The 25,379-nt window shown below is 70.1% G+C and carries 20 protein-coding genes; 9 read left to right on the top strand and 11 right to left on the bottom strand.

Annotation, left to right across the window (positions count from 1 at the left end; genetic code table 11):
- Window positions 1-221: 221 nt before the first annotated feature.
- Window positions 222-1,811, top strand: coding sequence for a VWA domain-containing protein (locus OG413_RS11460; protein WP_266804796.1), 1,590 nt, complete (start codon window positions 222-224; stop codon window positions 1,809-1,811).
- Here the strand turns inward: OG413_RS11460 and OG413_RS11455 are convergent.
- Both OG413_RS11455 and OG413_RS11450 read right to left on the bottom strand, forming a co-directional pair.
- Window positions 1,745-3,058: a cell wall metabolism sensor histidine kinase WalK gene (locus OG413_RS11455; RefSeq protein WP_266804795.1), complete on the bottom strand. Its 1,314-nt coding sequence runs from the start codon at window positions 3,056-3,058 to the stop codon at window positions 1,745-1,747. The two genes, OG413_RS11460 and OG413_RS11455, sit on opposite strands and share 67 nt — an antisense overlap.
- Window positions 3,055-3,708 (bottom strand): response regulator transcription factor, encoded by a 654-nt coding sequence (locus OG413_RS11450; protein ID WP_266810077.1) that lies wholly within the window; start codon window positions 3,706-3,708, stop codon window positions 3,055-3,057. Before OG413_RS11450 ends, OG413_RS11455 begins: the two co-directional genes overlap by 4 nt.
- Window positions 3,709-3,931: 223 nt before the next feature.
- Between OG413_RS11450 and metG the strand changes: the two genes are divergently transcribed.
- Window positions 3,932-5,548, top strand: coding sequence for a methionine--tRNA ligase (gene metG / locus OG413_RS11445; protein ID WP_266804794.1), 1,617 nt, complete (start codon window positions 3,932-3,934; stop codon window positions 5,546-5,548).
- Between the two features lie 176 nt (window positions 5,549-5,724).
- Here the strand turns inward: metG and OG413_RS11440 are convergent, their stop codons facing one another.
- Together OG413_RS11440 and aspS are read right to left on the bottom strand one after the other, a co-directional pair.
- Window positions 5,725-6,528 (bottom strand): L,D-transpeptidase family protein, encoded by an 804-nt coding sequence (locus tag OG413_RS11440; RefSeq protein WP_266804793.1) that lies wholly within the window; start codon window positions 6,526-6,528, stop codon window positions 5,725-5,727.
- 427 nt (window positions 6,529-6,955) lie between these two features.
- Window positions 6,956-8,740, bottom strand: a complete 1,785-nt coding sequence (gene aspS, locus OG413_RS11435) for an aspartate--tRNA ligase (protein WP_266804792.1) — start codon at window positions 8,738-8,740, stop codon at window positions 6,956-6,958.
- A 201-nt stretch (window positions 8,741-8,941) separates the two neighbouring features.
- Between aspS and OG413_RS11430 the strand changes: the two genes are divergently transcribed.
- Window positions 8,942-11,146 (top strand): SpoIIE family protein phosphatase, encoded by a 2,205-nt coding sequence (locus OG413_RS11430; RefSeq protein WP_266804791.1) that lies wholly within the window; start codon window positions 8,942-8,944, stop codon window positions 11,144-11,146.
- A gap of 153 nt (window positions 11,147-11,299) precedes the next feature.
- Here the strand turns inward: OG413_RS11430 and OG413_RS11425 are convergent, their stop codons facing one another.
- The 3 genes from OG413_RS11425 to OG413_RS11415 form a co-directional block, all read right to left on the bottom strand.
- Window positions 11,300-12,403, bottom strand: a complete 1,104-nt coding sequence (locus OG413_RS11425; protein WP_266804790.1) for an AI-2E family transporter — start codon at window positions 12,401-12,403, stop codon at window positions 11,300-11,302.
- 64 nt (window positions 12,404-12,467) lie between these two features.
- Window positions 12,468-13,424: a pirin family protein gene (locus tag OG413_RS11420; RefSeq protein WP_266804789.1), complete on the bottom strand. Its 957-nt coding sequence runs from the start codon at window positions 13,422-13,424 to the stop codon at window positions 12,468-12,470.
- 250 nt (window positions 13,425-13,674) lie between these two features.
- The gene (locus OG413_RS11415) at window positions 13,675-14,115 is read right to left on the bottom strand and encodes an SseB family protein (RefSeq protein WP_266804788.1); all 441 of its coding nucleotides are present in this window, start codon (window positions 14,113-14,115) and stop codon (window positions 13,675-13,677) included.
- Between the two features lie 167 nt (window positions 14,116-14,282).
- Here OG413_RS11415 and OG413_RS11410 point away from each other — a divergent pair, with 167 nt between their 5' ends.
- The 4 genes from OG413_RS11410 (at window position 14,283) to OG413_RS11395 (ending at window position 18,688) form a co-directional block, all read left to right on the top strand.
- Window positions 14,283-16,109 carry an acyl-CoA dehydrogenase gene (locus OG413_RS11410; protein WP_266804787.1) on the top strand — a complete coding sequence of 609 codons (1,827 nt, stop codon included), beginning with the start codon at window positions 14,283-14,285 and terminating at the stop codon, window positions 16,107-16,109.
- Window positions 16,110-16,244: 135 nt separating this feature from the next.
- Complete coding sequence (locus OG413_RS11405) at window positions 16,245-16,910, top strand: hypothetical protein (RefSeq protein WP_266804786.1); 666 nt, start codon at window positions 16,245-16,247, stop codon at window positions 16,908-16,910.
- Window positions 16,911-17,015: 105 nt separating this feature from the next.
- Entirely contained in the window at window positions 17,016-18,314 is a 1,299-nt protein-coding gene (locus tag OG413_RS11400; RefSeq protein WP_266804785.1) for a M18 family aminopeptidase, read from the top strand.
- Between the two features lie 152 nt (window positions 18,315-18,466).
- Window positions 18,467-18,688: a DUF6458 family protein gene (locus OG413_RS11395; protein WP_266804784.1), complete on the top strand. Its 222-nt coding sequence runs from the start codon at window positions 18,467-18,469 to the stop codon at window positions 18,686-18,688.
- A 187-nt stretch (window positions 18,689-18,875) separates the two neighbouring features.
- On the opposite strand, the gene OG413_RS11390 is transcribed toward OG413_RS11395, so the two are convergent.
- Window positions 18,876-20,693 carry an NHL domain-containing thioredoxin family protein gene (locus OG413_RS11390; protein ID WP_266804783.1) on the bottom strand — a complete coding sequence of 606 codons (1,818 nt, stop codon included), beginning with the start codon at window positions 20,691-20,693 and terminating at the stop codon, window positions 18,876-18,878.
- Window positions 20,694-20,757: 64 nt separating this feature from the next.
- Between OG413_RS11390 and OG413_RS11385 the strand changes: the two genes are divergently transcribed.
- Window positions 20,758-21,249 carry an LURP-one-related/scramblase family protein gene (locus tag OG413_RS11385; RefSeq protein ID WP_266804782.1) on the top strand — a complete coding sequence of 164 codons (492 nt, stop codon included), beginning with the start codon at window positions 20,758-20,760 and terminating at the stop codon, window positions 21,247-21,249.
- Window positions 21,250-21,376: 127 nt separating this feature from the next.
- Here the strand turns inward: OG413_RS11385 and OG413_RS11380 are convergent, their stop codons facing one another.
- On the bottom strand, window positions 21,377-22,168 hold the full coding sequence (locus OG413_RS11380) for a carbon-nitrogen family hydrolase (RefSeq protein WP_266804781.1): 792 nt from the start codon (window positions 22,166-22,168) through the stop codon (window positions 21,377-21,379).
- 199 nt (window positions 22,169-22,367) lie between these two features.
- On the opposite strand from OG413_RS11380, the gene OG413_RS11375 reads away from it, so the two are divergent.
- The gene (locus OG413_RS11375) at window positions 22,368-23,192 is read left to right on the top strand and encodes a maleylpyruvate isomerase family mycothiol-dependent enzyme (protein ID WP_266804780.1); all 825 of its coding nucleotides are present in this window, start codon (window positions 22,368-22,370) and stop codon (window positions 23,190-23,192) included.
- Between the two features lie 53 nt (window positions 23,193-23,245).
- On the opposite strand, the gene OG413_RS11370 is transcribed toward OG413_RS11375, so the two are convergent.
- The gene (locus OG413_RS11370) at window positions 23,246-24,556 is read right to left on the bottom strand and encodes a nitrate/nitrite transporter (protein WP_266804779.1); all 1,311 of its coding nucleotides are present in this window, start codon (window positions 24,554-24,556) and stop codon (window positions 23,246-23,248) included.
- Window positions 24,553-25,236, bottom strand: coding sequence for a GntR family transcriptional regulator (locus OG413_RS11365; RefSeq protein WP_266804778.1), 684 nt, complete (start codon window positions 25,234-25,236; stop codon window positions 24,553-24,555). Before OG413_RS11365 ends, OG413_RS11370 begins: the two co-directional genes overlap by 4 nt.
- Between the last annotated feature and the right edge of the window lie 143 nt (window positions 25,237-25,379).

Below are 25,379 nucleotides of genomic sequence, written 5' to 3'. Positions count from 1 at the left end.
GAAGTCCGGGCCACCGCTGCTCTCTTGAGGCTCGGTCCGGACTCGGACAGGGTTCGGACAGAGATCGGACAGGGATCGGTTGCGGCTCAGCTGCCCCAGGGGCGGGCCGTACCGCCGAACGGCCGGATCCGGCCGCTAACCTTACGTATCCGCCCTGGCCAGGGATCAAATTCCGCAGGTCGGGCATTTACCGCACTCAACTCATGCGAAAGGCCTCGCCCATGGGCATTCGGAGCTTGCTGCGCAAGGTGTTCGGCCGCACGGAGCGGGACGAGCCGACCACGGCCACCGTCCCGCCCCAGGCCGAGCGCACCCAGCCCACGGCGTCGAAGCCGGAGAACACTCCGGCGTCGGCGTCCGTACCGGAACCGAAGGTCTCGGTTCCTGCCCCGGCCTCTCCTTCTTCGGCTTCCTCGGTTTCGTCGGTTTCCTCGGTTGCTTCGGCTTCCTCCTCTTCCTCTTCTTCCGTCTCTTCCGTACCTTCGCCTTCTTCCGGTTCCGGTTCCGGTTCGGGGGCTGCCGGGCGCGAGAGCGGGCTGGCGTCGGACCTGGTCGCGGCGGCGTTCGACAAGGCGGCCACGCCTACGGTCCCGGCCCAGGGCTCGGCCCCGAAGCCGAAGCCGACGCCGACTCCCGAACCGGTGAAGGTCGTGGAGCCCGTCGAGACCGCCGAGGTGGCAGCCGCCGTCGAGGACGCCGAGCCGATCAAGGCCGCGCCGGCCGTCGAGCCGGAGGCCACGTCGGACGCCACGCCGGAACCGATCACCATCGACCTGGACCCGGAACCGGCACCCGCGCCGGTCGCCGAAACCGAGCCGGTCGCTGAGGCGGAGCCGGTCGAGGCCGCGCCGGTCGCCGAAACCGAGCCGTCCGCCATCATCGAGCCGGAGACCGAGCCGAAGCCCGCCCCCGAGGCAGCTCCCGAGGCAGTTCCCGAGCCCGTCACGGCCGTCGAAACCCCCGAGCCCGTCAAGGCTCCCGAGGTCGTCGAGCCCGTGGAGGCCCCAGAAGCCCCAGAAGCCCCCAAGGCGATCGAGGTCCCCGAGACCTCCAAGCCCGTCGAAACTCCCCCCGCCGCCCCTGCCCCTGCCCCTGCCCCCACGACGGCCGCCGTTCCCGGCAAGCCCGCCGTGGCCCCCGCCCGGGTCAAGTCGCGCGCGCCCCAGCTCGTCGCCCCGTACAAGGCGGCGCAGGCCGGACTCAAGACGCACGGGCTGACGGGGCTCCGCGCCACCGTCTATCTGGTCCTGGACCGGTCGGGCTCCATGCGGCCGTTCTACAAGGACGGCAGCGCCCAGCACCTGGGCGACCGCGCGCTGGCTCTCGCCGCCCACCTCGACGAGAGCGCCACCGTGCCCGTCGTCTTCTTCTCGACCGACATCGACGGCACCGGGACGATCGACCTCACCGCACACGAGGGCCGGATCGACGAGCTGCACGCGGGCCTCGGCCGCCTGGGCCGGACCAACTACCACCGCGCCGTCGAGGAGGTCGTCGCCCACTACGAGAAGTCGGAGGCCACCGGACCCGCCCTGGTGATCTTCCAGACGGACGGGCCGCCGGACGCCAAGCAGGCCGCCAAGCAGGCACTGGCCGATGCGGCACGGCTGCCGCTGTTCTTCCAGTTCGTCGCGTTCGGCGAACAGGACGCGAAGGGCTTCGACTTCCTGCGGAAGCTGGACGTCGACAACGCCGGCTTCTTCCACGCGGGCCCGGCGCCGCGCGAGGTCACCGACGCCGAGCTCTACCGGGAGATCCTGGCCGGGCTGCCGACCTGGATCGCGGCCCGCGAGACGGTCACCGAAGGCTGATCCACCGGCAGCTGTACGGTCACGGCGAGGCCGCCCTCGGGGCCGGGCACCGCCGTGACCGTACCGCCGTGGGCCACCGCGATAGAACGTACGATCGAAAGTCCGAGCCCCGACCCCGGCCCCATACGGTCACGGCCCTCACCCCGCCGGAACGGCTCGAAGAACCCCGCGATGTCCGCGTCGGCCACCACCGGACCGGTGTTGCGCACCACCAGAACCCCCGCCGCCGTGAGCGACACCTCCACGGACCCGCCGGGCACGTTGTACGTCACGGCGTTGGCCAGCAGGTTCGCCACCAGTTGGGCGAGCAGCAGCCGGTTTCCGCGTACGGTGCAGGGCCCGCTCACCACGGTCCTCACGTCCATCACCGGCGCCTCCCGCCCGCCGGGGACGCCGGGGACGCCGGGGACGCCAGGGACGCCGCGCGCCGCACGCTGCCGGGCCTGCTGCCGGGCCGCCTCCTCCTCCACCACCCGGGCGAAGCCGACCTTCTCGCGCTCGCTCGTCGCCAGCCCCCGCTCGCTGCGTGCCAGCACCAGCAGTCCCTCGATGAGCCGCTCGCTGCGCCGGTTGGCGTCCAGAAGCGTCTGCCGGGTCCGGACGAGATCCTCCGGCGTCGGGTCGTCGAGCCCGACCTGAATCGCGGCCCGTTGTGTGGCCAGCGGCGTCCGCAGCTCGTGCGAGGCGTTCGCGATGAACCGCCGCTGACTGTCGAACGCCTTCTCCAGCCGCGCCAGCAGCGCGTCGAGCGTCTCGCCCAGTTCCCTCAGCTCGTCGTCCGGGCCGCTGGAAGCTATCCGTTCGTGCAGGGTGTGCTCGGAGAGCCGGCGGGCCTTCGCGGTCATCGCGTGGACGGGCCGCAGCACCCGCCCGGCGGTCCACCACCCCACCGCGACCGCGCACGCCGTCATCACGAGCAGCATGGCGATCGACCAGTACATGAGCTGCTGGCCCGCCGCGTCGCTGACATGGTCGGTGAGGTCGTAGACGGTGGGCGGCCCGAGACGGCTGCGGCTGATCAGCGGGCCGTTCACGGCGTAGCCGGGCTGCACGACAGCGGCCGACGAGGCGATGGCGCGCGCCTCGGAGTCCGTACCGGCGCGGGACGCCAGGTTGACGGTGGCGAGCAGGGCGGTCCCGAGAACCAGGAACACCCCGCCGTACACAAGAGCGATGCGGGTCCGGATCGTGGAGTGCGGCACGTTCGCCGCGCCCACCATCCCCCGGAGCCCGGTCCGCCGCTTCACAGGGCGTACCCGACGCCCTGCACGGTACGGATCAGGCCGGGCTCGCCGAGTTTGCCGCGCAGCTTGCTCATGCACACGCGCACGGCCCCGGTGAACGGGTCGGCGTTGGCGTCCCAGGCCCGTTCCAGCAGTTCCTCCGCGCTGACGGTCCCGCCGTCGGCCTCCAGGAGCAGCTGGAGCACCGTGAACTCCTTCGGCGACAGATCCAGGTCCCGGCCGTCCCGGGACGCGGCCCGCCGCACGGTGTCGAGCCGGATGCCGTACCGCTCCAGCTGCGGCGGTACGGGCCTGGCGCTGCGCCGCCGCAGCGCGCGTACCCGCGACACCAGCTCGGGGAACTCGAACGGCTTGGCCACGTAGTCGTCGGCGCCGAGATCGAGCCCGGCGACACGGTCCTCCATCGTGCCGGAGGCGGTGAGCATCAGAATCCTGGTCCGCGAGCCGGAGGCGACCAGCCTGCGGGCCACGTCGTCGCCGTGCACACGGGGCAGGTCGCGGTCGAGGACGACCACGTCGTAGTCGTGCAGCCCGAGATAGGCGAGCGCCGCGTCACCGCTGTACACCGTGTCGACCGCGAACCCGGCCCGGCGCAGCCCGGTGGCGACCAGCTCCGCCAGGATCTCCTCGTCCTCGGCGACAAGTACCCGCATCGTGATGTCCCCTGCCTCGTGCATGCGTGTCCACTCCCTCCCAGGATGCGTCTTAACTACCGGAAGGCATGTTTCGCAAAGCTCTCCGTCGGCTCTGCGTGGGTTCTCCGCAGGCTCTGCGTGGTCTCTGCATGGGATCTCCGCCGACGCTGCGGGCTCTGGGCTGCGCGGGCCGCGTTTATCGAGGTGAGGGGATCTCCCACGGACCGTTAGGATTTCGACCATGGCGGCCACTGGATCCCGAGAAGCAGGGGGCGAAGACGTGAAGTCCTTCTACGTATCGACCCCCATTTACTACGTCAACGACGCTCCTCACCTGGGCCACGCCTACACGACCGTCGCAGGCGACGTGCTCACCCGCTGGCACCGCCAGCGGGGCGAGAAGGTGTGGTACCTCACCGGCACGGACGAGCACGGTCAGAAGATCATGCGCACGGCCGAGGCGAACAACGTCACTCCGCAGGCTTGGTGCGACAAGCTTGTCGAAGAGGCGTGGAAGCCCCTCTGGGAGCATCTGAACATCGCGAACGACGACTTCATCCGGACGACGGAGAAGCGGCACACCGACCGTGTGCAGGAGTTCGTGCAGGACCTGTACGACAAGGACGAGATCTACAAGGGCGGGTACGAAGGCCCGTACTGCGTGGGCTGCGAGGAGTACAAGCTCCCCGGCGATCTGATCGAGGACGCGGACGGCACCAAGCTGTGCGCGGTCCACAAGAAGCCGGTGGAGATCCTCAAGGAGGAGAACTACTTCTTCAAGCTGAGCGAGTACGGCCCGAAGCTGCTGGAGTTCTACGCGGCCAACCCCGGCTTCATCCAGCCCGAGTCCGCCCGCAACGAGGTCGTGAACTTCGTCAAGCAGGGGCTTCAGGACCTGTCGATCTCCCGCTCGACCTTCGACTGGGGCGTCCCGGTGCCGTGGGACGAGAAGCACGTCATCTACGTGTGGGTCGACGCGCTGCTCAATTACGCGACGGCGGTCGGCTACGGCGCCAACCAGGAGAAGTTCGACGCGACGTTCCCGGCCGACGTCCACCTGGTCGGCAAGGACATCCTCCGCTTCCACGCGGTCATCTGGCCCGCGATGCTGATGGCTCAGGGGCTGCCGCTGCCGGGCCGGGTCGCGGCCAACGGCTGGCTGATGGTCGGCGGCGAGAAGATGTCGAAGTCGAACCTGACCGGCATCAAGCCGCAGCAGCTGACCGCGCACTTCGGCGTGGACGCGTACCGCTGGTACTTCCTGCGCGCCATCGCGTTCGGCAGCGACGGTTCGTTCTCCTGGGAGGACTTCTCCGCCCGCTACACCTCCGAGCTCGCCAACGACTACGGCAACCTCGCCTCGCGCGTGGCCGCCATGGTCGGCAAGTACTTCGGCGGGGCACTGCCGGAGGCCACGGCCGCCGGTGACGCCGAGCAGGCCGTACGGGAGGGCCTCGCGCAGGCCGTCGCGACGGCCGACCGGAAGATCGGCGAGGAGCTGGACTTCCAGGCCGGCATTCTGGCGATCTTCGACTTCGTGAAGCAGGTCAACGGCTACATCACGGAGCAGGAGCCGTGGAAGGTCGCCAAGGACACCTCGCCCGAGGGCCAGGCCCGCCTCGCGACGATCCTGTACACCGCCGCCGAGGCACTGCGCGGGGTCGCGGTCCTGCTGAACTCCGTGATGCCGGACACCTCGCAGAAGCTGTGGGAGTCCCTGGGCGCCGAGGAGTCCCTGGGGGCCCTGGCCGGCCAGCGGGTCCAGGACGCGGGCACCTGGGGCCTGCTGCCCGCAGGATCGACCGTCACCAAGGGCGCGGTGCTGTTCCCGCGCCTGGAGGAGAAGCCGACCGCCTAGCGGTCGGCAGCCGGATACACAGACAGCCGGCGAAGGGCCCGGGACCGCCGAGCGCGGTTCCGGGCCCTTGTGCGTGGGCCTTCGGGACACGGGGCATGTACGCGGTCGCGGGCGCGGGGGACGTACCGGTCGCTGGGGATGCACGCCGGTCGCGGGGGATGTACGCGGTCGCTGGTTCAGCGTTCCAGGGCGGCGGCGTCACCCATCACGATCACCGGGTTCTTCGCCGGGTCCAGGGTGCGCAGGAGTTCCTCCATCCGCTCCTCCGGGAGCGAGACGCAGCCCTGGGTCGGGCCACCGTGGTCCACGTGGATCCAGATGCCGCCGCCCCGGTCCATGCCGAGCGGGCGGGTGCGGTCGAGCGGGGTGACGCCTGCCGTGCGGTTGTAGTTGATCGCGACGACGTAGTCGAAAGAGCCTTCCAGGGGTTCGCCGAAGAACCCGTCACCGCTCACCGCGAAGTGCGGCTGCTCGTCGTACGGCAGCAGGGTGCCGGGATCGGGCAGCCTGCCGCCCGCGTCGGTGAGGGAGTAGACGCCGTTGGGGGACTTGAGGTCGCCCGCCATATGAAGGTCCGTCCACCCCTGCATCCCGTTGTGGGCGGGCCATCGGCCGGTCGCCGGTCTCCAGCTCTTCGTCGGGCCGTCGCGGGTGTAGAGCACGGCGGTGGACCGGTTGGAGTCGGCGGCCTCGCCGGTGACGACGAGCGCCTGCCGGGCGGTGGACGGGATCAGCCCCCTAGTCCCCGGACCCAGGTACGGGATCTCCTCGGGGCGGGCAGGCTGAGCCGGAGCGGCCCGCCCGGCCATGGCGGCGGACTCCGGCCCCGCCGCACCACCCGGGGGTCCGGCGAGCGCGGCGGCCGTGGAGTCCGCGGCTTCCGTGGCTTCCGTGGCTTCCGTGGAGCAGCCGGTGAGGAGCAGGGCCAGGAGGACGAACGGGGCGGCGAAGAGAACGTACGGGCGACGGGGGACGAGCACGGTGGCAGACTCCTCGGTGATTCCGGCTGTCGGCACGAGACGGCACGGCGGTCTCAGGTGCCAGTCTTTGCCGACCACGGCCCGCGCGAATCCGGACCGGGGCCATCCGGCTGTACCGGTGGCCGGGGCGGGAACGGCCGCAACTCCACGTGCCCGTACCCGCCGGTGAGTTGAGTGCCCCGCAGGTACGGCTCGTCGTGGGTCGGGTCGACGCGGTTCGTCACACCAAGGGCCCCACACAGCGAAACAGTCCCCGATCAGGTGATCGGGGACTGTTTCACGTGAAACAGGCGCAGGGCCTACTTCTCGGTCCTGCTTCTGGTTCTTTCCTCAGGCCTACTTCGCGGCCCTACTTCTCGGCCCTACTTCTCGGCCCTACTTCGCGGCCATGTGTCTCGGCCCTACTTCTCGGCCATGTGTCTCGGCCCTACTTCTCGGTCTTGTCCTTCGCCGAGGCGACCGGCTTGCGCAGCTGGATGTTCAGCTCGCGCAGGCGGGTCTCGTCCAGCTCGGTGGGAGCGCCCATCATCAGGTCCTGGGCGTTGCCGTTGAGCGGGAAGGCGATCGTCTCGCGGATGTTCGGCTCGTCGGCGAGCAGCATCACGATGCGGTCGACGCCCGGAGCGATGCCGCCGTGCGGCGGGGCGCCGAGGCGGAACGCGCGGAGCATGCCCGCGAACTCGTGCTCGACGGTCTCGCGGTCGTAACCGGCGATCTCGAACGCCTTGAGCATCAGCTCGGGCTCGTGGTTCCGGATGGCGCCCGAGGACAGCTCGATGCCGTTGCAGACGATGTCGTACTGCCAGGCGAGGATGTCCAGCGGGTCCTTCGTCTCCAGGTCGTCCAGGCCGCCCTGGGGCATCGAGAAGGGGTTGTGCGAGAAGTCGATCTTGCCGGTCTCCTCGTCCTTCTCGTACATCGGGAAGTCGACGATCCAGCAGAACCGGAAGACGCCCTCCTCGAAGTGGCCGGACCGCTTGGCGGCCTCGACCCGGACCACCGACATGATCTTGGAGACCTCGTCGAACTCGCCCGCGCCGAAGAAGATCGCGTGGCCCGGCACCAGCGAGAGCCGCTCGGTGAGGGTCTTGACGTCCGCCTCGGTGAGGAACTTGGCGATCGGACCGGCCAGCGTGCCGTCCTCGCCGACGCGCACCCAGGCGAGGCCCTTGGCGCCGTGCTCGACCGCGTAGGCGCCGAGGCCGTCGAAGAACTTCCGGGACTGACCCGCGGTGTCCGGCACCGGGAGGGCGCGGACGTGCTTCCCGGCGAACGCCTTGAACTCGGAGTCCGCGAAGACGTCGGAGATGTCCACGAGTTCCAGCTGGGCCCGCAGGTCCGGCTTGTCGTTGCCGTACTTCAGCATCGACTCACGGAACGGAATGCGCGGGAACGGGGAGGTGACGTGACGGCCGTTGCCGAACTCCTCGAAGAGCTCGGTCATCAGCTTCTCGATCGGCCGGAAGATGTCCTCCTGCTCGACGAACGACATCTCGACGTCGAGCTGGTAGAACTCGCCCGGCGAACGGTCGGCGCGGGCGTCCTCGTCGCGGAAGCACGGCGCGATCTGGAAGTAGCGGTCGAAGCCCGAGATCATCAGCAGCTGCTTGAACTGCTGCGGGGCCTGCGGCAGCGCGTAGAACTTGCCGGGGTTCAGCCGGGACGGAACCACGAAGTCGCGGGCGCCCTCGGGGGAGGTCGCGGTGAGGATCGGGGTCGCCATCTCGTTGAAGCCGAGGGCGGTCATCTTGTGCCGGATCGCGGAGATGACGGCGGTGCGCAGCATGATGTTGCGGTGCATGCGCTCGCGGCGCAGGTCGAGGAAGCGGTACTCCAGACGCCGCTCCTCGTTGACCCCGTCCTCGGCGTTGATCGTGAAGGGCAGCGGGGCGGCCTCGCCCAGTACCTCGACCTCGGTGACCTCGATCTCGATGTCACCGGTCGGCAGTTCCGGGTTGACGTTGTCGGCGCCGCGGGCGGAGACCTTGCCGTCGATACGGACGACGGTCTCCTTGGTCAGCTTCGCCAGGGCGTCGTTGCCGGGGGTGCCGGGGCGGGCGACGAGCTGCACCAGACCGTAGTGGTCGCGCAGATCGATGAAGAGGATGCCACCCAGGTCTCGGCGATTGTGCAGCCAGCCGCTCAGCCGGACGTCGGTACCGACGTCAGAGGCGCGGAGCTCGCCGCAGGTGTGGGACCTGTACCGATGCATCGTCGTTCATCCAGTCTTCGCGGTTCGGGGTGGATTGAGCCACCCCAGGCTACCGCCCACGCCCGCACCACTTCATTGCCTTTGACAGTTCAAGATCATCCAGGGGTGGTGCGGGCCGCGTCGGCGGGCGCCGGGCACGGACTCCCACGCTCAGCGACCCCTCGGTGGCGTCGATCGCGGACATCTTCCTAAAGTGGGGCAATGCGCACCGAGGAAATCCTGGCCGCGATCGCGACAGGTCTGTGGCGCTGGGACAACGCAGCCGGCACGGTCACGCTCGATGCGGAGGCGGCCCGGTTGCTCGGCCTGCCCACCGAGCCCGGCGTCTACCGGGAGGCCGCGGTGCGTTCCCGTTTTCACCCCGTCGACTGGAACGAGATCTACGGGGTCGTGAATCTGGCTGTCGCCGAGGGCACCCTGGCCGAGGCGCGGCTGCGGATCGTGGACGAGCGGGGCCGGGTCCTGCGCACCGTACGCAGCAGGTCCAAGCCGACCTATCCGGTCGACCACAGGTTCGAGAGCTATGTGCTGATCGGCACACTCCAGGAGGTCGCCGAGCCGCAGCCGGGCGCCACCGCGGCGCACACCTCCATCACCGGGGACTGGCGCCGGTCCAGGGAGGCGTTCCTGCTGGACGCCGGGCGGGCGCTGGCGGAGGCCCGGTCCACCCAGGAGGTGCTGCGGGTCGCCGCCTCGCTCTCCATGCCCGGGTTCTCGCCGGACGGGCTCGCCGTGTTCGGCGCCGCCGGGGAGCGGCTGACCATCATCGGGCACCACGGGCACAACGTGGGGGACGAGGAACCGTTCGCCGACATGCCGTTGGAGACCGACTATCCGGCCGCCGAGGTCGTCCGCACGGGGCGAGCCATCTATCTGCCCTCCCCCGACGACTACCGGCGCCGCTACCCGGCCACCTGGCCGCTCGCCAGCCGCTTCGGGCGCCAGTCCTGGGCCTTCCTGCCCCTGATCTCCGCGGGCCGCACGATGGGGGCCTGGATGGCGGGGTTCCGGCACCCCGTGGCGTTCTCGCCCGACGAGCGTGCCGTACTCACGACGGTCGCGCGGATGCTCGCCCAGGCGCTGGCCCGTGCCGGGGTCGCCGAGACCGAGCGCGAGCTGTCACTGGGGCTCCAGCGCTCGATGATGCCGTCCCTCGGGCCGGACATCCCCGGCATGACCGTGGCCGCGCGCTACATCCCGACCGGCGGCGGCCTCCAGGTCGGCGGCGACTGGTACGACATGATCCCGCTCCCCACCGGCCGCATCGCGCTCGTCATCGGCGACGTCCAGGGCCATGACGTGCGGGCGGCCGGCCTGATGGGCCAGCTCCGCATCGCCCTGCGCGCCTACGCCTCCGAGGGGCACCGTCCCGACGCGGTGCTCTCCCGCGCGTCGCGCTTCCTTTCCGGGCTCACCGAGGCGTACGAGGACCTGGGTGACGGGGACGGGGAAGAACCCACGGCGCCGCGCTTCGCGACCTGCCTGTACGCGGAGGTGGACCCGGCCGACGGGACCCTCGACATCGCCCGTGCGGGCCATCCGGACCCGGTGGTGATCAGCGTCGACGGCACCGCGGTGATCCGGCAGACCGCGGGCGGGCTGCCCCTGGGCATCGAGGCGGACTCGGACTACCCGACGACCCGGGTGGTCCTGGAACCAGGCGAAACGATCATGCTGTGCACGGACGGGCTCATCGAGACCGGCGGGCACGACATGGCCACCGGCTGGACCCGGCTCCGGCCGGTCCTGGAGCAGCCCGTCGAGGACCTGGAGAAGCTCGCCGACGCGCTGGTGCAGGCCGTGCACGGGCCGACCTCGCACTACACGACGGGGCCACTGGCGGACCGCCGCGAGGACGACATCGCGGTGCTGGTGCTCCGTCGCGAGAGCTCCACGACGCGACTGGCACCGCCGCGTCGCACCGCGATGACGATCGCCCAGGCCGAGCCCGAGCGGATCGCCGTCGCCCGGCAGCAGCTGCGCGAGATGCTGCACGACTGGGCGGACGCGGAACAGGTCGACGCGGCCGTGCTGATGATCTCCGAGATGGCCACCAATGTGCTGGTCCACACGGACGGGGACGCGCTGATGGTCGCCGAGGCGGCCGGTGAGCGGGGGGAGCGGCGGCTGCGGGTCGAGGTGGCCGACGGCAGCGACGAACTGCCGCACAAGCGGCGGCCCGGCGAGATGGCGTCCAGCGGCCGGGGGCTGGTGCTGATGGAGATGCTGGCGGACTCGTGGGGGGTCGATCCCCGGGGGGAGGGTAAGTCGATCTGGTTCGAGCTGTACGAGTCGGCCGAGCCGGGGGAGTTCACGGAGCCGGTGGAAGGACCGGAGGCGGGGGAAGGACCGGAGGCGGGGGAAGGCCCGGAGCCGGTGGAGGGAGCGGAACCCCCTGCCGCGTGAGCGGTCCCCCGGCCCGGGAAGACGTCCCAGGCGTCCCAGGCAGCCCAGGCGGCCCAGGCCCAGACGCCGCGGGCGTCTCAGATGTCCCGGTCGTCACGGACATCGCAAGCAGCCCCAGACGTCGCGGGCGTACCGGGCGGCCGGGAGCCGTCCTCAGGCGCCCGACGGGCCCGGGGAGACGTCGGGGGGCGGGTCCGTCGGGGTTGCCGGGGAGGTCTCGCCGTAGCCCTTCCTCAGCTCGCCGATCACACCGAAGGCCGCCGCGCACAGCGGTACCGCCAGCAGCATCCCCAGCAGCCCCGCGACACTGGCGCCCGCGGTCAGGGCGATCATGATCATCGCGGGATGCATCTGGACCGTACGGCTCTGGATCATCGGCTGGAGGATGTGGCCCTCCAGCACCTGGACCGCGAGCACCACCCCCAGGACCCAGAGGGCGATCACGAGGCCCCGGTCGGCGAGCGCGACGAGCACGGCGACGGCGCCGGAGATGAAGGCCCCGAGATACGGGATGTACGCGCCGACGAAGACCAGCGCCCCCAGCCCCACCGCACCGGGCACGTCCAGGATCAGCAGGCCGACCGTGATGCACAGGGCGTCGATCAGCGCGATGAACGTGGTGCCGCGCATGAAGCCCTCGACGGCCTCGAAGGCCCGCCGGCCCATGGCCTCCACCAGGTCGCCGGTGCCGCGCGGGGCGACGGAGTGGGCGAGGTTCACCGCACGGTCGGAGTCGCGCAGGAAGAAGAAGGTCAGCAGCAGGGCGAGGACACTGGTCGCCACCAGCGAGCCGACCAGGCTGATCCCGCTGAGCAGGCCGCCCGCCGCACTCGCGCCGAACTTCTCGACGAGGCTCTTGGCGTTGTCGGCGAGGTCGTTCACATTGGTGTCGCCCGCGACGCCGAGGTGGTCGACCACCCACTGCCCGGCGTCCTTCAGCGAGGCGACGATCTGACCGCCGGTGTCGATGAGCGCGGTGACGACGATGTACCCGGCACCGCCGACCACCGCGACGAGCACGGCGCAGGTCAGCCCGGCGGCGAGGGAACGATTCACCTTACGGGCGGTCAGCCAGCGGTGGACGGGACCGAGCAGCGCGGTACCGAGCAGCGCGAGCAGCACCGGAGTGACCGCGGTCTTGAAGACGATGCACAGCCAGACGGCGACCGCGACGACGCCGGTGACCAGCAGAACGACACCGCACCAGGCGGCCGTGCGCCGCGCGGTGTCGGGCAGGAGGGGTTTTTGGGTATGCACCCTCCCACCCGATCACAGCACGGGGCCACTGTCCCACCCGCACCCCCGTACGAGTGAGCGAACGTCACATGCCGTGGACCGCGGGCACGGTGCCGAGGCGGCCGGCCTGGAAGTCCTCGAAAGCCTGCTTCAGCTCGGCCTGACTGTTCATCACGAACGGCCCGTAGTGCGCCATCGGCTCACGGATCGGACGGCCGCCGAGCAGGACGACCTCCAGGTCCGGAGCGTGGGCGTCCTGCTGCTCGTCCGCGCGGACGGTCAGCGAGGAACCGCTGCCGAACACCGCGGTCTGCCCCATGTGGACGGGGCGGCGCTCCGCACCGGCGGTGCCGCGTCCGGCCAGCACGTAGGCGAGGCCGTTGAAGTCCTCGCGCCACGGCAGGGTCACCTCGGCGCCGGGCCGGACGGTGGCGTGGATCATCGTGATCGGGGTGTGGGTGATGCCGGGCCCGTCGTGCCCGTCGAGTTCACCGGCGATGACACGGAGCAGCGCGCCGCCGTCCGGGGAGGTGAGGAGCTGGACCTCACCGCCGCGGATGTCCTGGTAGCGGGGAGCCATCATCTTGTCGGCCTTGGGCAGGTTCACCCAGAGCTGGAGGCCGTGGAAGAGGCCGCCGGACATGACGAGGGACTCCGGCGGGGCCTCGATGTGCAGCAGGCCGGAGCCGGCCGTCATCCACTGGGTGTCGCCGTTGCGGATGGTGCCGCCGCCACCGTTGGAGTCCTGGTGGACGAAGGTGCCGTCGATGAGGTACGTGACGGTCTCGAAGCCGCGGTGCGGGTGCCAGGGGGTGCCCTTCGGCTCCCCGGCCTCGTACTCCACCTCACCCATCTGGTCCATCATGATGAACGGGTCGAGGTACTTGTAGTTGATCCCGGCGAACGCACGGCGCACCGGGAAGCCCTCCCCCTCGAAACCGCTCGGCGCGGTCGTGACGGCGAGCACGGGACGGGCCGCGGCGTCGCCCGAGGCGGCGACCTTGGGCAGGGTCAGCGGGTTTTCGACGGTCACTGCGGGCATGAGAGCCACCTCCGGGCGAGTGTTCTGCGTTCAATTTAGTTGAACAGTGAACATCTTGCAAGGTGGCATTCATTCCCGGGCACGCCCCACGCACCCCCGGAGGCACGATCCGGTCCCGGACAGGCACAATCCGGTCCCAGGCAGGCACGATCCGCACCCGGACAGGCATGATCCGGTCCCGGACAGCGGAAAGGGTCCGTGCCACCCATCGGTGGCACGGACCCTCCCCCCGGAGACTGGAAGCCGGGGCTCAGCCGTACATGCGGCGCATCGCGAAGTCGACCATCTGCTCCACGGCCTTGGCGTCGAAGACCATGCGGTGATCACCCTCCATGTCCAGGACAAAGCCGTAGCCCGTCGGCAGCAGGTCGATCACCTCGGCGCCGGTGATCACGAAGTACTTGGACTCCTTGCCCGCGTACAGCCGCAACTCCTTGAGCGTGGTGAACATCGGGATCACCGGCTGCTGGGTGTTGTGGAGGGCGAGGAAGCCGGGATTGTCGCCGCGCGGGCAGTAGACCTTCGACGTGGCGAAGATCTGCTGGAAGTCCTCGGCGGACATCGAGCCGGTGGTGAAGGCCCGTACCGCATCGGCCAGGGAGGGCGGCGAGGGCTCGGGGTACAGCGGCTGCTCGCCGTAGCCGCCGGCCATCTGCTGCTGTGCAGCCTGGTTCTGGTCGTAGCCGTACATGCCGCAAAGAGTAATCGGACACATCTACGGCTTGAGGGGTTGCGCCTTATTACTGACGGGTAGCATCATCGGAGAGGTCAGCTGATATATCCACGCCGGCCTGTCGCCCGACCCGCATCACTCCCCGGGGCGCTGTGCGCCACTGCTATTGATTACGGAGCCTTCCCATGGGGCACTACAAGTCGAATCTCCGCGACATCGAGTTCAACCTCTTCGAGGTCCTCGGGCGCGACAAGCTGTACGGCACCGGCCCGTTCGCGGAGATGGACGTCGAGACCGCGAAGAGCATCCTCGACGAGGTCAACCGCCTCGCGGAGAACGAGCTCGCCGACTCCTTCGCCGACGCCGACCGCAACCCGCCGGTCTTCGACCCGGAGACCAACACCGCACCGGTCCCGGAGAGCTTCAAGAAGTCGTACCAGGCCTTCATGGACTCCGAGTACTGGCGCCTGGGCGTGCCCGAGGAGATCGGTGGCACCACCTCTCCGCGCTCCCTGATCTGGGGCTACGCGGAGCTGCTGCTCGGCGCGAACCCGGCGGTCTGGATGTACTCCTCCGGCCCGGCGTTCGCCGGCATCCTCTTCGATGAGGGCAACGAGGCGCAGAAGAAGATCGCGGAGATCGCCGTCGAGAAGCAGTGGGGCTCGACGATGGTGCTGACCGAGCCGGACGCCGGTTCGGACGTCGGTGCGGGGCGCACCAAGGCCGTGGAGCAGGAGGACGGCTCCTGGCACATCGACGGGGTGAAGCGCTTCATCACGTCGGGCGAGCACGACATGTCCGAGAACATCCTTCACTACGTGCTGGCCCGCCCCGAGGGCGCCGGCCCCGGCACGAAGGGCCTCTCGCTCTTCATGGTCCCGAAGTTCCACTTCGACTGGACCACCGGCGAACTGGGCGAGCGCAACGGTGTGTACGCGACGAACGTCGAGCACAAGATGGGCCTCAAGGCGTCCAACACCTGCGAGATGACGTTCGGCGACAGGCACCCCGCCAAGGGCTGGCTGGTCGGCGACAAGCACGACGGCATCCGCCAGATGTTCCGCATCATCGAGTTCGCTCGCATGATGGTCGGCACGAAGGCCATCGCGACCCTCTCCACGGGCTACCTGAACGCGCTGGAGTACGCCAAGGAGCGCGTCCAGGGCACGGACCTGTCGCAGTTCATGGACAAGAGCGCGCCCAAGGTCACCATCACGCACCACCCCGACGTGCGCCGCTCGCTCATGACCCAGAAGGCGTACGCCGAGGGCATGCGCTCCCTCGTGCTGTACACCGCCTCCGTCCAGGACGCGATCCAGGAGAAGGAGGCCGCGGGCGAGGACGCCAAGGCGCTGCACGGCCTCAACGACCTGCTGCTCCCGATCGTGAAGGGCTACGGCTCCGAGAAGTCGTACGAGCAGTTGGCGCAGTCGCTCCAGACGTTCGGCGGCTCCGGGTATCTCCAGGAGTACCCGATCGAGCAGTACATCCGTGACGCCAAGATCGACACCCTTTATGAGGGCACGACGGCGATCCAGGGCCAGGACTTCTTCTTCCGGAAGATCGTCCGCGACCAGGGTGTCTCGCTGAACGCGCTCTCCGAGGAGATCAAGAAGTTCCTCTCGGGCACCCAGGGCAACGAGGAACTGGCCGGCTCGCTGGACTCCCTCGCCAAGGCCGCCGTGGACCTGGAGGCGATCGTCGGCGCGATGATCACTGACCTCACCGCGACCGGCGAGGACGTCAAGAACATCTACAAGGTGGGGCTCAACACCACCCGCCTGCTGCTGGCCTCCGGCGATGTCGTCGTCGGCTACCTGCTGCTCAAGGGCGCGGCCGTGGCGGCCGAGAAGCTGCCGACCGCCTCCGCCAAGGACGTCGCCTTCTACCGGGGCAAGATCGCCGCCGCGAAGTTCTTCGCCGCGAACATCCTGCCGGGCGTCTCGGCCGAGCGCGCGCTCGCCGAGTCCGTCGACAACTCGCTGATGGAACTGGACGAGGCCGCGTTCTAGTACGCCTCTCCGCGTTCTTGTCCGCCTCTCCGGCACCGCGGGGACATTCCGCACACCATCGCTACGGCCCGCCCCTCCCTGAGGGGCGGGCCGTCTCTATGATCGGCATCCAGATCCGGAGGGGGAGTGTCCGTCGTGAGTTCCATGGGTTCGGCCACGCGCACGTGGTCCGTACGGTGTGCGGCGGCCGGAGTGGCCGCCGTGCTGCTCGTCGGCTGCGGCAGTGGCGGCGGCGGTGACAGCGACGGCAAGGCGACGGCACTCGACAAGGCGCAGGTCGCGGCGATGCTGCCGGACAAGGCCGCGATGCCGGGCTGGAAGCGCGGGGAGAACGCGTCGGCCTCGCCGATGAACGATCTCGCCAAGAGCGCCATCTGCCCGGTCAAGGGCCGCGCGGGGTGTGAGAACTCCAGCTACATGGGCTCCGTCTCCTTCGAACGCGAGGACCGGGACGCCTCGGTCCGCTTCTGGCTGGTCGCGTACAAGGACGAGAAGGCCGCCGACGCCGCGTACGAGGTGCTGTGGAAGCACACCGCGCGCACGAACGGCCGTGACAAAGCGGACCTCGGCACCCTGGGCGACGAACGTGACGCCCGCTCCGGACCTCAGGGGTACGGCGGAGCCTACGGCCTCACCGGGCAGCTGCGGGTCGGCACGACGGTGCTGTGGGCGGCCACGGACGCCCCCTCGAAGGCCACGTTCGACAAGGACCTCGCCAAGGACCTCGCGGCGCTGTTCGCGAAGCGTTCGCAGCAGGCGCAGGACGGCGAGAAGCCCTCGGCAGGGCTTCCCTCACCGTAGGCACACGCGGGGCGCACGTACCTCACACGCGGGGCGCACGATCGACATGTGCCACCGTCGGCCAACCGTCAGCTCTCCGGGGCGGTCCTCGTTACAGTGAAGAACATGAGTTCTCCCCTCCGCTTCGATCGTGCGCACACAGACGACCTGATGTCCTTCCTGGCGGCCAGTCCGTCCCCGTACCACGCCGTGGCAAGCGCGGCGGCCCGGCTGGAGAAGGCCGGCTTCCGCCAGGTCGAGGAGACCGCGGCCTGGGACGCCTCCACCGGGGGGAAGTACGTCCTGCGCGGCGGGGCGATCGTCGCCTGGTACGTACCGGAAGGTGCGGGTCCGCACACTCCGTACCGGATCGCCGGCGCGCACACCGACTCGCCGAACCTGCGCGTGAAGCCGCTGCCCGACACGGGCGCGTACGGCTGGCGGCAGGTCGCGGTGGAGGTCTACGGGGGCCCGCTGCTCAACACCTGGCTGGACCGCGACCTGGGCCTCGCGGGACGGATCTCGCTCAAGGACGGCACGCACCGGCTGGTCAACATCGACCGGGCGCTGCTGCGGGTCCCGCAGCTGGCCGTGCACCTGGACCGCTCCGTGAACACCGAGGGCCTCAAGCTCGACCGCCAGAAGCACATGCAGCCGATCTGGGGACTCGGCGATGTCGCGGAGGGCGATCTGATCGGCTTCGTCGCCGAGGAGGCGGGCGTCGACGCCGCGGACGTGACCGGCTGGGACCTGATGCCGCACGCCATCGAGCCGCCGTCCTACCTGGGCCGGGACCGGGAGCTGGTGGCCGGGCCGCGGATGGACAACCTGCTCTCCGTGCACGCCGCGACCGCCGCTCTGGCCGCCGTCGCCGGGCAGCCGGACGCGGAGATTCCGTACATCCCGGTGCTGGCGGCGTTCGACCACGAGGAGAACGGTTCGCAGTCCGACACCGGTGCGGAGGGGCCGCTGCTCGGCACGGTCCTGGAGCGCTCCGTGTTCGCCCGCGGCGGTTCGTACGAGGACCGCGCCAGGTCCTTCGCCGGGACTGTCTGCCTCTCCTCCGACACCGGCCACTCCGTGCACCCCAACTACGGCGAGCGCCACGACCCGACGCACCACCCGGTGGCCAACGGCGGGCCGATCCTCAAGGTCAACGTCAATATGCGGTACGCGACCGACGGCAGCGGCCGGGCCGTGTTCGCGGCCGCCTGCGAGAAGGCGGGCGTGCCGTGGCAGACGTTCGTCTCCAACAACTCGATGCCGTGCGGCACCACGATCGGTCCGATCACCGCGGCCCGGCACGGCATCCAGACCGTCGATGTCGGTGTCGCGATCCTCTCCATGCACAGCGCCCGCGAACTGTGCGGTGCCGACGATCCGTATCTGCTGGCGAACGCCCTGGCGGCGTTCCTGGCGGGCTGACCCGACGCCTTCGACGGCCCCGGGGCGTCCTCCGCCGCCCCGGGGCCTCCCCATTGTCCGCCCAACGCCTTCCCGGGACATGGTCGTTGCCGGGGCGGGTACCCGGTCGCTACCGGCCCGGAACCACCGGGTCGTCCAGGAGGGCAGTTTTCATGGGACTCGGAGGATGCATTCTTCTCATCGGTGGCGGGGCGATACTCGCCTTCGCGACCGACTGGGAAATGGACAGCGTCAACGTCGGTCTGGTCGGCTGGATCATGATGCTCGTCGGCCTCGTCGGGGTCTTCGTGTACATGAGCGTCGCGCGCCGCCGCCGCATGATCGTGCCGCCCACCACCACCGTCGTGTCCGAGGACGACCGCCGGTACCAGTGACCCGCGCGTCCGGCCGGAGAGATCGCACCGGCCGGGCGTGACCCTTCGCCGGCACCCCGGACTCCCCCGATATTCCACGACCCGTCCCGCGCCCCCACCACCGGTGCGTACAGGGACGACGCCCCTCCGCTGCACGCCCGTAGCGTCATCCAGGGCGGCACGGTGGAAACCGACGGCTTCCGAGCCGTCAGCCCCTGTCGTCCATCCCCGCCAGCACCAGCGGCAGCCGGGACGTTCCCTCCGCGGTCACGCGGACGGGAACGCCCCAGTCCTGTTGGTGCACGTGGCAGGCCGGGTACTCGTTGGCCGGGTCGTCGTCGCAGGACGCCGCCATCGCCGAGACGTGCAGGACGCCTTCGGTGACCCCGTCCGCCAGGACCAGGTCCCGCCCCAGGCCGCTACCGGCTCCGGAGCCCCGCGCCAGGAGTTCGGGCGGGGTCGTGGAGACCAGCAGCCGGGTCGAGGGCCCGTACCGGGTGTCCAGCTTCTGTCCGGCGGGCGCCTGGAAGACCACGTCGAGCCGCAGGGTGCCGGGCGCGATCTCGGTGGCCGCGCGCTGTGTGCGGTGCGCCTGGTCCGCGACGCGTACGGCCTCCTCGGGCAGCCGCAGCCGGGTCAGCCGGTGGCGGGCGGACTCGACGACGACGAGGTCGCCGTCGACCAGCACGGCGTCGCTCGGCTCGCGCAGATCCGTCGCCAGCGTGGTGACCTCGCCGCTGTGCGGGTCGAAACGCCGCAGCGCGTGGTTGTACGTGTCGCAGACGGCGACGGACCCGTCGGGCAGCGCGGTCACACCGAGCGGGTGCTGGAACAGTGCCTGGTCCGCGGCTCCGTCTCGGTGCCCGAAGTCGAAGAGGCCGGTGCCGACGGCCGTGTGAACCATCTCGTCGCGGTCGACGTACCGCAGCGACGAGGTCTCCGAGTCGGCCACCCACAGCCGCTCTCCGTCGGCCGAGGCCGCGAGCCCGGACGGCTGGGCGAACCACGCCTCGGCGGCCGGTCCGTCCACCAGGCCCTCATTGGTCGTCCCGGCCGCGACCCGTACGGTCCCGCCCGCCGGGTCGTACGTCCACAGCTGGTGCACGCCCGCCATGGCGATCCACAGCCGGTCCGCGAACCACGCGACGTCCCACGGCGAGGACAGGTCCACCTCGCGCGCCGGGCCGCTGGTGAGCGTGCCCTGCCACCACTGGCGGCCGGTACCGGCGAGGGTGCTCGTCAGCCCGGTCGACAGGTCGAGGGCGCGGATCGCGTGGTTGACGGTGTCCGCGACGGCGATCCGCCCGTCGGGCAGCACGGCGAGCCCCTGCGGTTCGCTGAACCGGGCCTCTCCCGGACCGCCGTCCACCAGACCCCGGTCACCGCTTCCGAAGTACCGGCGCACGCTCTCGCCGTCCGCGTCCAGCTCGACCAGCCGGTGCCGGGTGGTGTCGGAGACCAGGAAGCCGCCGTCCGGGAGCAGCAGTGCCTTGCCGGGGAAGCGCAGGTACGTGGCGACGGGCTCGGGCGCGACGTACGGGCCGTCGCCGCGGCGCAGCGTGCCCTTCCCGGTGTGCTCGGTCTCCAGCTCCTCGACGAGCTTCTCGATGGCGTGGGCGTGCCCCTCGCCCGCGTGCTGGGCGACCACATAGCCCTCGGGGTCGATGACGACGAGGGTCGGCCAGGCGCGTACGGCGTACTGCTTCCAGGTGGCCAGCTCGGGGTCGTCGAGGACCGGGTGGTGGACCTCGTAGCGCTCGACGGCGTCGACAACGGCCTGGTGCTCGGCCTCGTGCACGAACTTGGGCGAGTGGACACCGATGATCACCACGGTGTCGCGGTGCTTCTCCTCCAGTTCGCGCAGCTCATCGAGAACATGCAGACAGTTCACACAGCAGAACGTCCAGAAATCCAGGATGACGATGCGTCCTCGCAGATCAGCGAGGGTGTACTGCTGGTCGCCTGTATTGAGCCAGCCGCCCTTGCCGATGAGTTCGGGGGCGCGGACGCGTGCACGTGTAGCCATGTCACAAGTCAACATCACGCCAACCTGCGCGCATTCCGCCGGGGCTCGGGGGAACCTGTGGCCCATGAGACTTCTTGTACGTGAGCGGCTGTTCGCTGTCGGTGACGACTACTGGATCGAGGACACCGAGGGACACAAGGTCTTCCTCGTCGACGGCAAGGCCATGCGGGTGCGCGACACCTTCGAGCTGAAGGACCGGGACGGACGGGTCCTCGTCGAACTGCGGCAGAAGCTGATCAGCCTGCGCGACACGATGGTCATCGAGCGCGGCGGCGAGGAACTGGCCACGGTCCGGCGCAAGCGGCTCTCACTGCTGCGCAATCACTACCGGGTGACGCTGGTGGACGGCACGGAACTGGATGTCAGCGGCAGGATCCTGGACCGCGAGTTCGCCGTCGACTACGACGGCGAACTGCTCGCGCAGATCTCCCGCCGCCGACTGACGATCCGCGACACGTACGGCATCGACATCGTGCGCGAAGACGCCGATGCCGCGCTGCTCATCGCCGTATCGATGTGCGTGATCGTGCTCGCGGAGAAGGAGCACGAGGGATGAGCCCTCGCTGAGCGCTTTCGCGCCCGGTGCGTCGCCCGTAGCGTCTCCCGGTACGTCTCCCGTGGCGTCACCCGTAGCGTCTCCCGGTGCGTCGGTTTCACGTGAAACCGACGGGGCCGCCCGCGTCTCAGTGCGGCGCGGCCAGTCCCAGTCGGCGGTCCTTCAGCGCGGGGAACTGCTCCCGCGTGGTGGCGACCTTCGCCGGGTCGAACTCCACGCTCAGCACCTCCTCGCCCGCGCCCGCCTCGGCCAGCACCTCGCCCCACGGGTCGATGGCGATGCTGTGCCCGGCCTGCTCGATCCCGGCGTGCGTGCCCGCGGTACCGACGGCCAGGACGTACGACTGGTTCTCGACGGCGCGGGCCTGCGCGAGCAGCGTCCAGTGGGACCGGCGGCGCTCCGGCCAGCCCGCCGCGACGATCAGCGTCTCGGCGCCCGCGTCGACGAGGCCGCGGAACAGCTCCGGGAAGCGGAGGTCGTAGCACGTGGTGAGGCCGAGCGTGGTCCCCGGGAGAGCGACCGTGACCAGGTCCTCGCCCGCGCCCATCATGACCGCCTCCCCCTTGTCGAAGCCGAACCGGTGGATCTTGCGGTACGCGGCGCGGCGTTCGCCCTCGGGCGAGAAGACGAGCGAGGTGTTGTAGAGGGTGCCGTCCGCGGCCCGCTCGACGAACGAACCCGCGTGCAGCCAGACCCCGGCCTCGGCGGCGGCCTTCGCCATCACGTCATGGGTGGGACCCTGGAGGGGTTCGGCCTCCGCGGCGAACTCCGTGTACGCGAAGGCGCCGACCGGCCAGAGCTCGGGGAGGACCACCAGATCGGCACCGCGCTGAGCGACGACCAGCGAAGCGGCCCGTTCTCGACGGGAATTGACGGATTCGTCCTGGTCTACTGCGATCTGGATGAGGGAGGCGCGCACACTACCACCGTCCTGGCATTCGAGCCGTCAACACGGGCCTACGATCGTCACACGAAAGCACTGCCGGGGTGCCTGCTCGCAGCGTAACTTAGCCAACGAACCTCCCACGCAGCTCGCCGACAGCGCCGTCAGTGCCAGCCCGCCCGCCAGCACTTCCTGCTCTCCAGCCCATGCACCGCAGAACCGCACGAGGGGTCCCGTGACCGTCCATCCCAGCCTCCAGACCTACGCCGACGCCTGGACCCACTCCATCGAGTCGATAGCCGAGCTGGTGAAGCCACTCGTCGAGGGGGAGTGGAACCGCCGTACGCCATGCCCCGCCTGGTCGGTGCGTGATGTCGTGTCACACATCATCGGCATGGAGTGCGAGATGCTCGGCGACCCGCGCCCCATCCACACCCTGCCGCGCGATCTCTACCACATACAGAGCGACTTCGCCCGCTACATGGAGATGCAGGTAGACGTCCGGCGCCACCACACCGCGCCCGAGATGACCTCCGAGCTGGAGTACACGCTCATCCGCCGCGCCCGGCAGCTGCGCAACGAGACGCGCGCCCCCGACACGATGGTGCGGGCGCCCCTCGGTGCGCAGCAGACCCTCGAACTGGCCATGCACATGCGGGTCGTCGATGTCTGGGTGCACGAACAGGACCTGCGCACCACGCTGGGCGTCCCGGGCAATCTGGACTCCCCCGGCGCCCACATCGTCCGGGACACCCTGCTCGAAGCGCTCCCCAAGGTGGTCGCCAAGCACGCGGGCGCACCGGCCAATTCGGCGGTCGTGCTCGATGTGCACGGTCCGTTGGAGTTCCTTCGGACGGTCCGGGTCGACGCGGAGGGCCGCGGTTCGATCGACGGCGCGCCGTCGCTGGGCCCCGCGGTGACGCTGGCGATGGACTGGGAGACGTACTACCGCCTGGCCTGCGGCCGGGTCCGGGCGGCGGCGGTCGCGGACCGGATCAAGATCGAGGGCGACCAGGATCTGGCGGCCGCGATCCTGCACCACTTCGCCGTCACGCCGTAGTTCCCCGATCGGCGGCGCCCGTCCTGAGGACGAGAGACGGGCGCGCCGCCGTACTACACGGGTACGTGCACCGCTTCGACCCGGCTGACCACATGGTGGTCGCGTTCCCTGAGCGTGGCCCTGGCATGCAGCCGCAGGATCTGTACGACCCCGAGCGCTTCCAGGACGAAGACCGAGGCGAACGCGACGCGGTAGTTGTCGCCGGTCGCGTCCAGCAGCACGCCGACCGCGAACAGTGTGGTCATCGAGGCGACGAAACCGCCCATGTTCACGATTCCCGACGCGGTGCCCTGACGCTCCGGCGGATTGGCGGGCCGGGCGAAGTCGAAGCCGATCATCGAAGCGGGCCCGCAGGCACCCAGCACCGTGCACAGGACGATCAGCAGCCACATCGGCGCGTGCTCGCCCGGGTGGAGGATCGTGGCGGCCCAGAGCAGAGCCGTCACCGCCACCGTGCCCAGAGCGAGCGGCGCGCGCGCCGCATGGTGCCGGGCGATGATCTGCCCGTAGACGAGCCCGACCGCCATGTTGGAGAGCACCACCAGGGTGAGCAGTTCACCGGCGGTCCCCCGGCTCAGCCCCTGCGCCTCCACGAGGAACGGCATCCCCCACAGCAGCAGGAACACCATGGCGGGGAACTGCGTGGTGAAGTGCACCCACATACCGAGCCGGGTGCCGGGCTCCCGCCACGCGGCGGCGATCTGCCGGCGCACGTACGCGGCGCCCGCGTGTTCGGCGGGTGGCGGCTCATGGCCCTCGGGGTGGTCCTTGAGGAACAGCAGCAGCAACACCAGCACCACCACACCCGCGAACGCGCTCCCCGCGAAGGTCGTGGTCCAGCCGAGGCCGTGCAGCGCGCGGGCGATGAAGAGCGTCGAGACGAGGTTGCCCGCCATCCCGAAGAGTGCCGCGACCTGGCCGATCAACGGCCCGCGCCGGGCCGGGAACCAGCGGCTGCCGAGCCGCAGCACGCTGATGAACGTCATCGCGTCACCGCAGCCGAGCAGCGCCCGGGAGGCGAGCGCGGTGCCGTAGGAGGGGGAGAGCGCGAAACCCAGCTGCCCGATGGTGAACAGGACGGCCCCGATGGTGAGGACCTTCTTGGTGCCGAGCCGGTCGACCATCAGGCCGACGGGTATCTGCATGCCCGCGTAGACGAGCAGCTGAAGGATGGAGAACGTCGACAGCGCCGAGGCGTTGACATCGAACCGGTCGGCGGCGTCGAGCCCGGCGACCCCCAGGCTCGTACGGAAGATGATGGCGACGAAGTAGACGGCGACCCCGATGCCCCAGATCCGGGCGGCGCGCCGGCCGCCGGGCGGATCACCGGGCAGGGACAGCGTGGGAGCGGCGGCAGAACTCACCGGTCCTCACCCCTGACCAGCACCTTGACCCTGCTGACATGGCGCCGCACGACCTGTGCTGCACCCTCCGCGTCACCGGCCCTGATGGCTTCCAGGAGCTCACCGTGCTCGGTGATGTTGGCGGCGATCCTGCCGGGGTGGGCCTCCATCACGGCGACGCCCATCCGCAACTGGCGGTCGCGCAGCTGGTCGTAGAGGCGCGAGAGGATCTCGTTCCCGGCGTTCCGCACGATCTCGGCGTGGAAGCAGCGGTCCTTCACCGACACGGCCGCCAGGTCCCCGTCCTCCGCCAGCTGCCGCTGCTCATCGAGGAGTTGTTCGAGCCGGGCGATGAACCGCGCCGAAGCGGGTACGGCCTTGCGCGCGGCGAACTCCTCGACGAGCAGCCGGGTCTCCACCACGTCCGCGATCTCCTGCGCGGAGACGGCGAGCACCAGAGCGCCCTTCTTCGGATAGAGCTTGATCAGCCCTTCCACCTCCAGCCGCAGCAACGCCTCGCGCACGGGCGTCCGGGAAACGCCCACGGCCTCCGCGAGATCACCTTCGGTGAGGAGCGTCCCACCCTCGTAGCGGCGGCCGAGGACGGCCTCCTTGATGTGGGTGTAGACGCGTTCGGCGGCGGGCGGCCGCTTGAGGGAGGTCGTGGGCGGCTGTACGGGGGCGGGGGGCGCGGCAGACATGCGCACAGCATAGATACAACATGCACGCATGGGGGATCCGGTCCGGATTCTGGACGTCCCCGGGCGCGGCGACCACCTCCCCGGGACTTGAAGAAAACGTGACCGAGCAGGCACAAATTCACCCGCTCGGGGACACATCCATT

It is taken from the genome of Streptomyces sp. NBC_01433 (assembly GCF_026340105.1).
Taxonomy (GTDB): domain Bacteria; phylum Actinomycetota; class Actinomycetes; order Streptomycetales; family Streptomycetaceae; genus Streptomyces.
The sequence above is the reverse complement of the archived record's forward strand: the minus strand, read 5'-3'. Positions and strand labels throughout refer to the sequence as shown.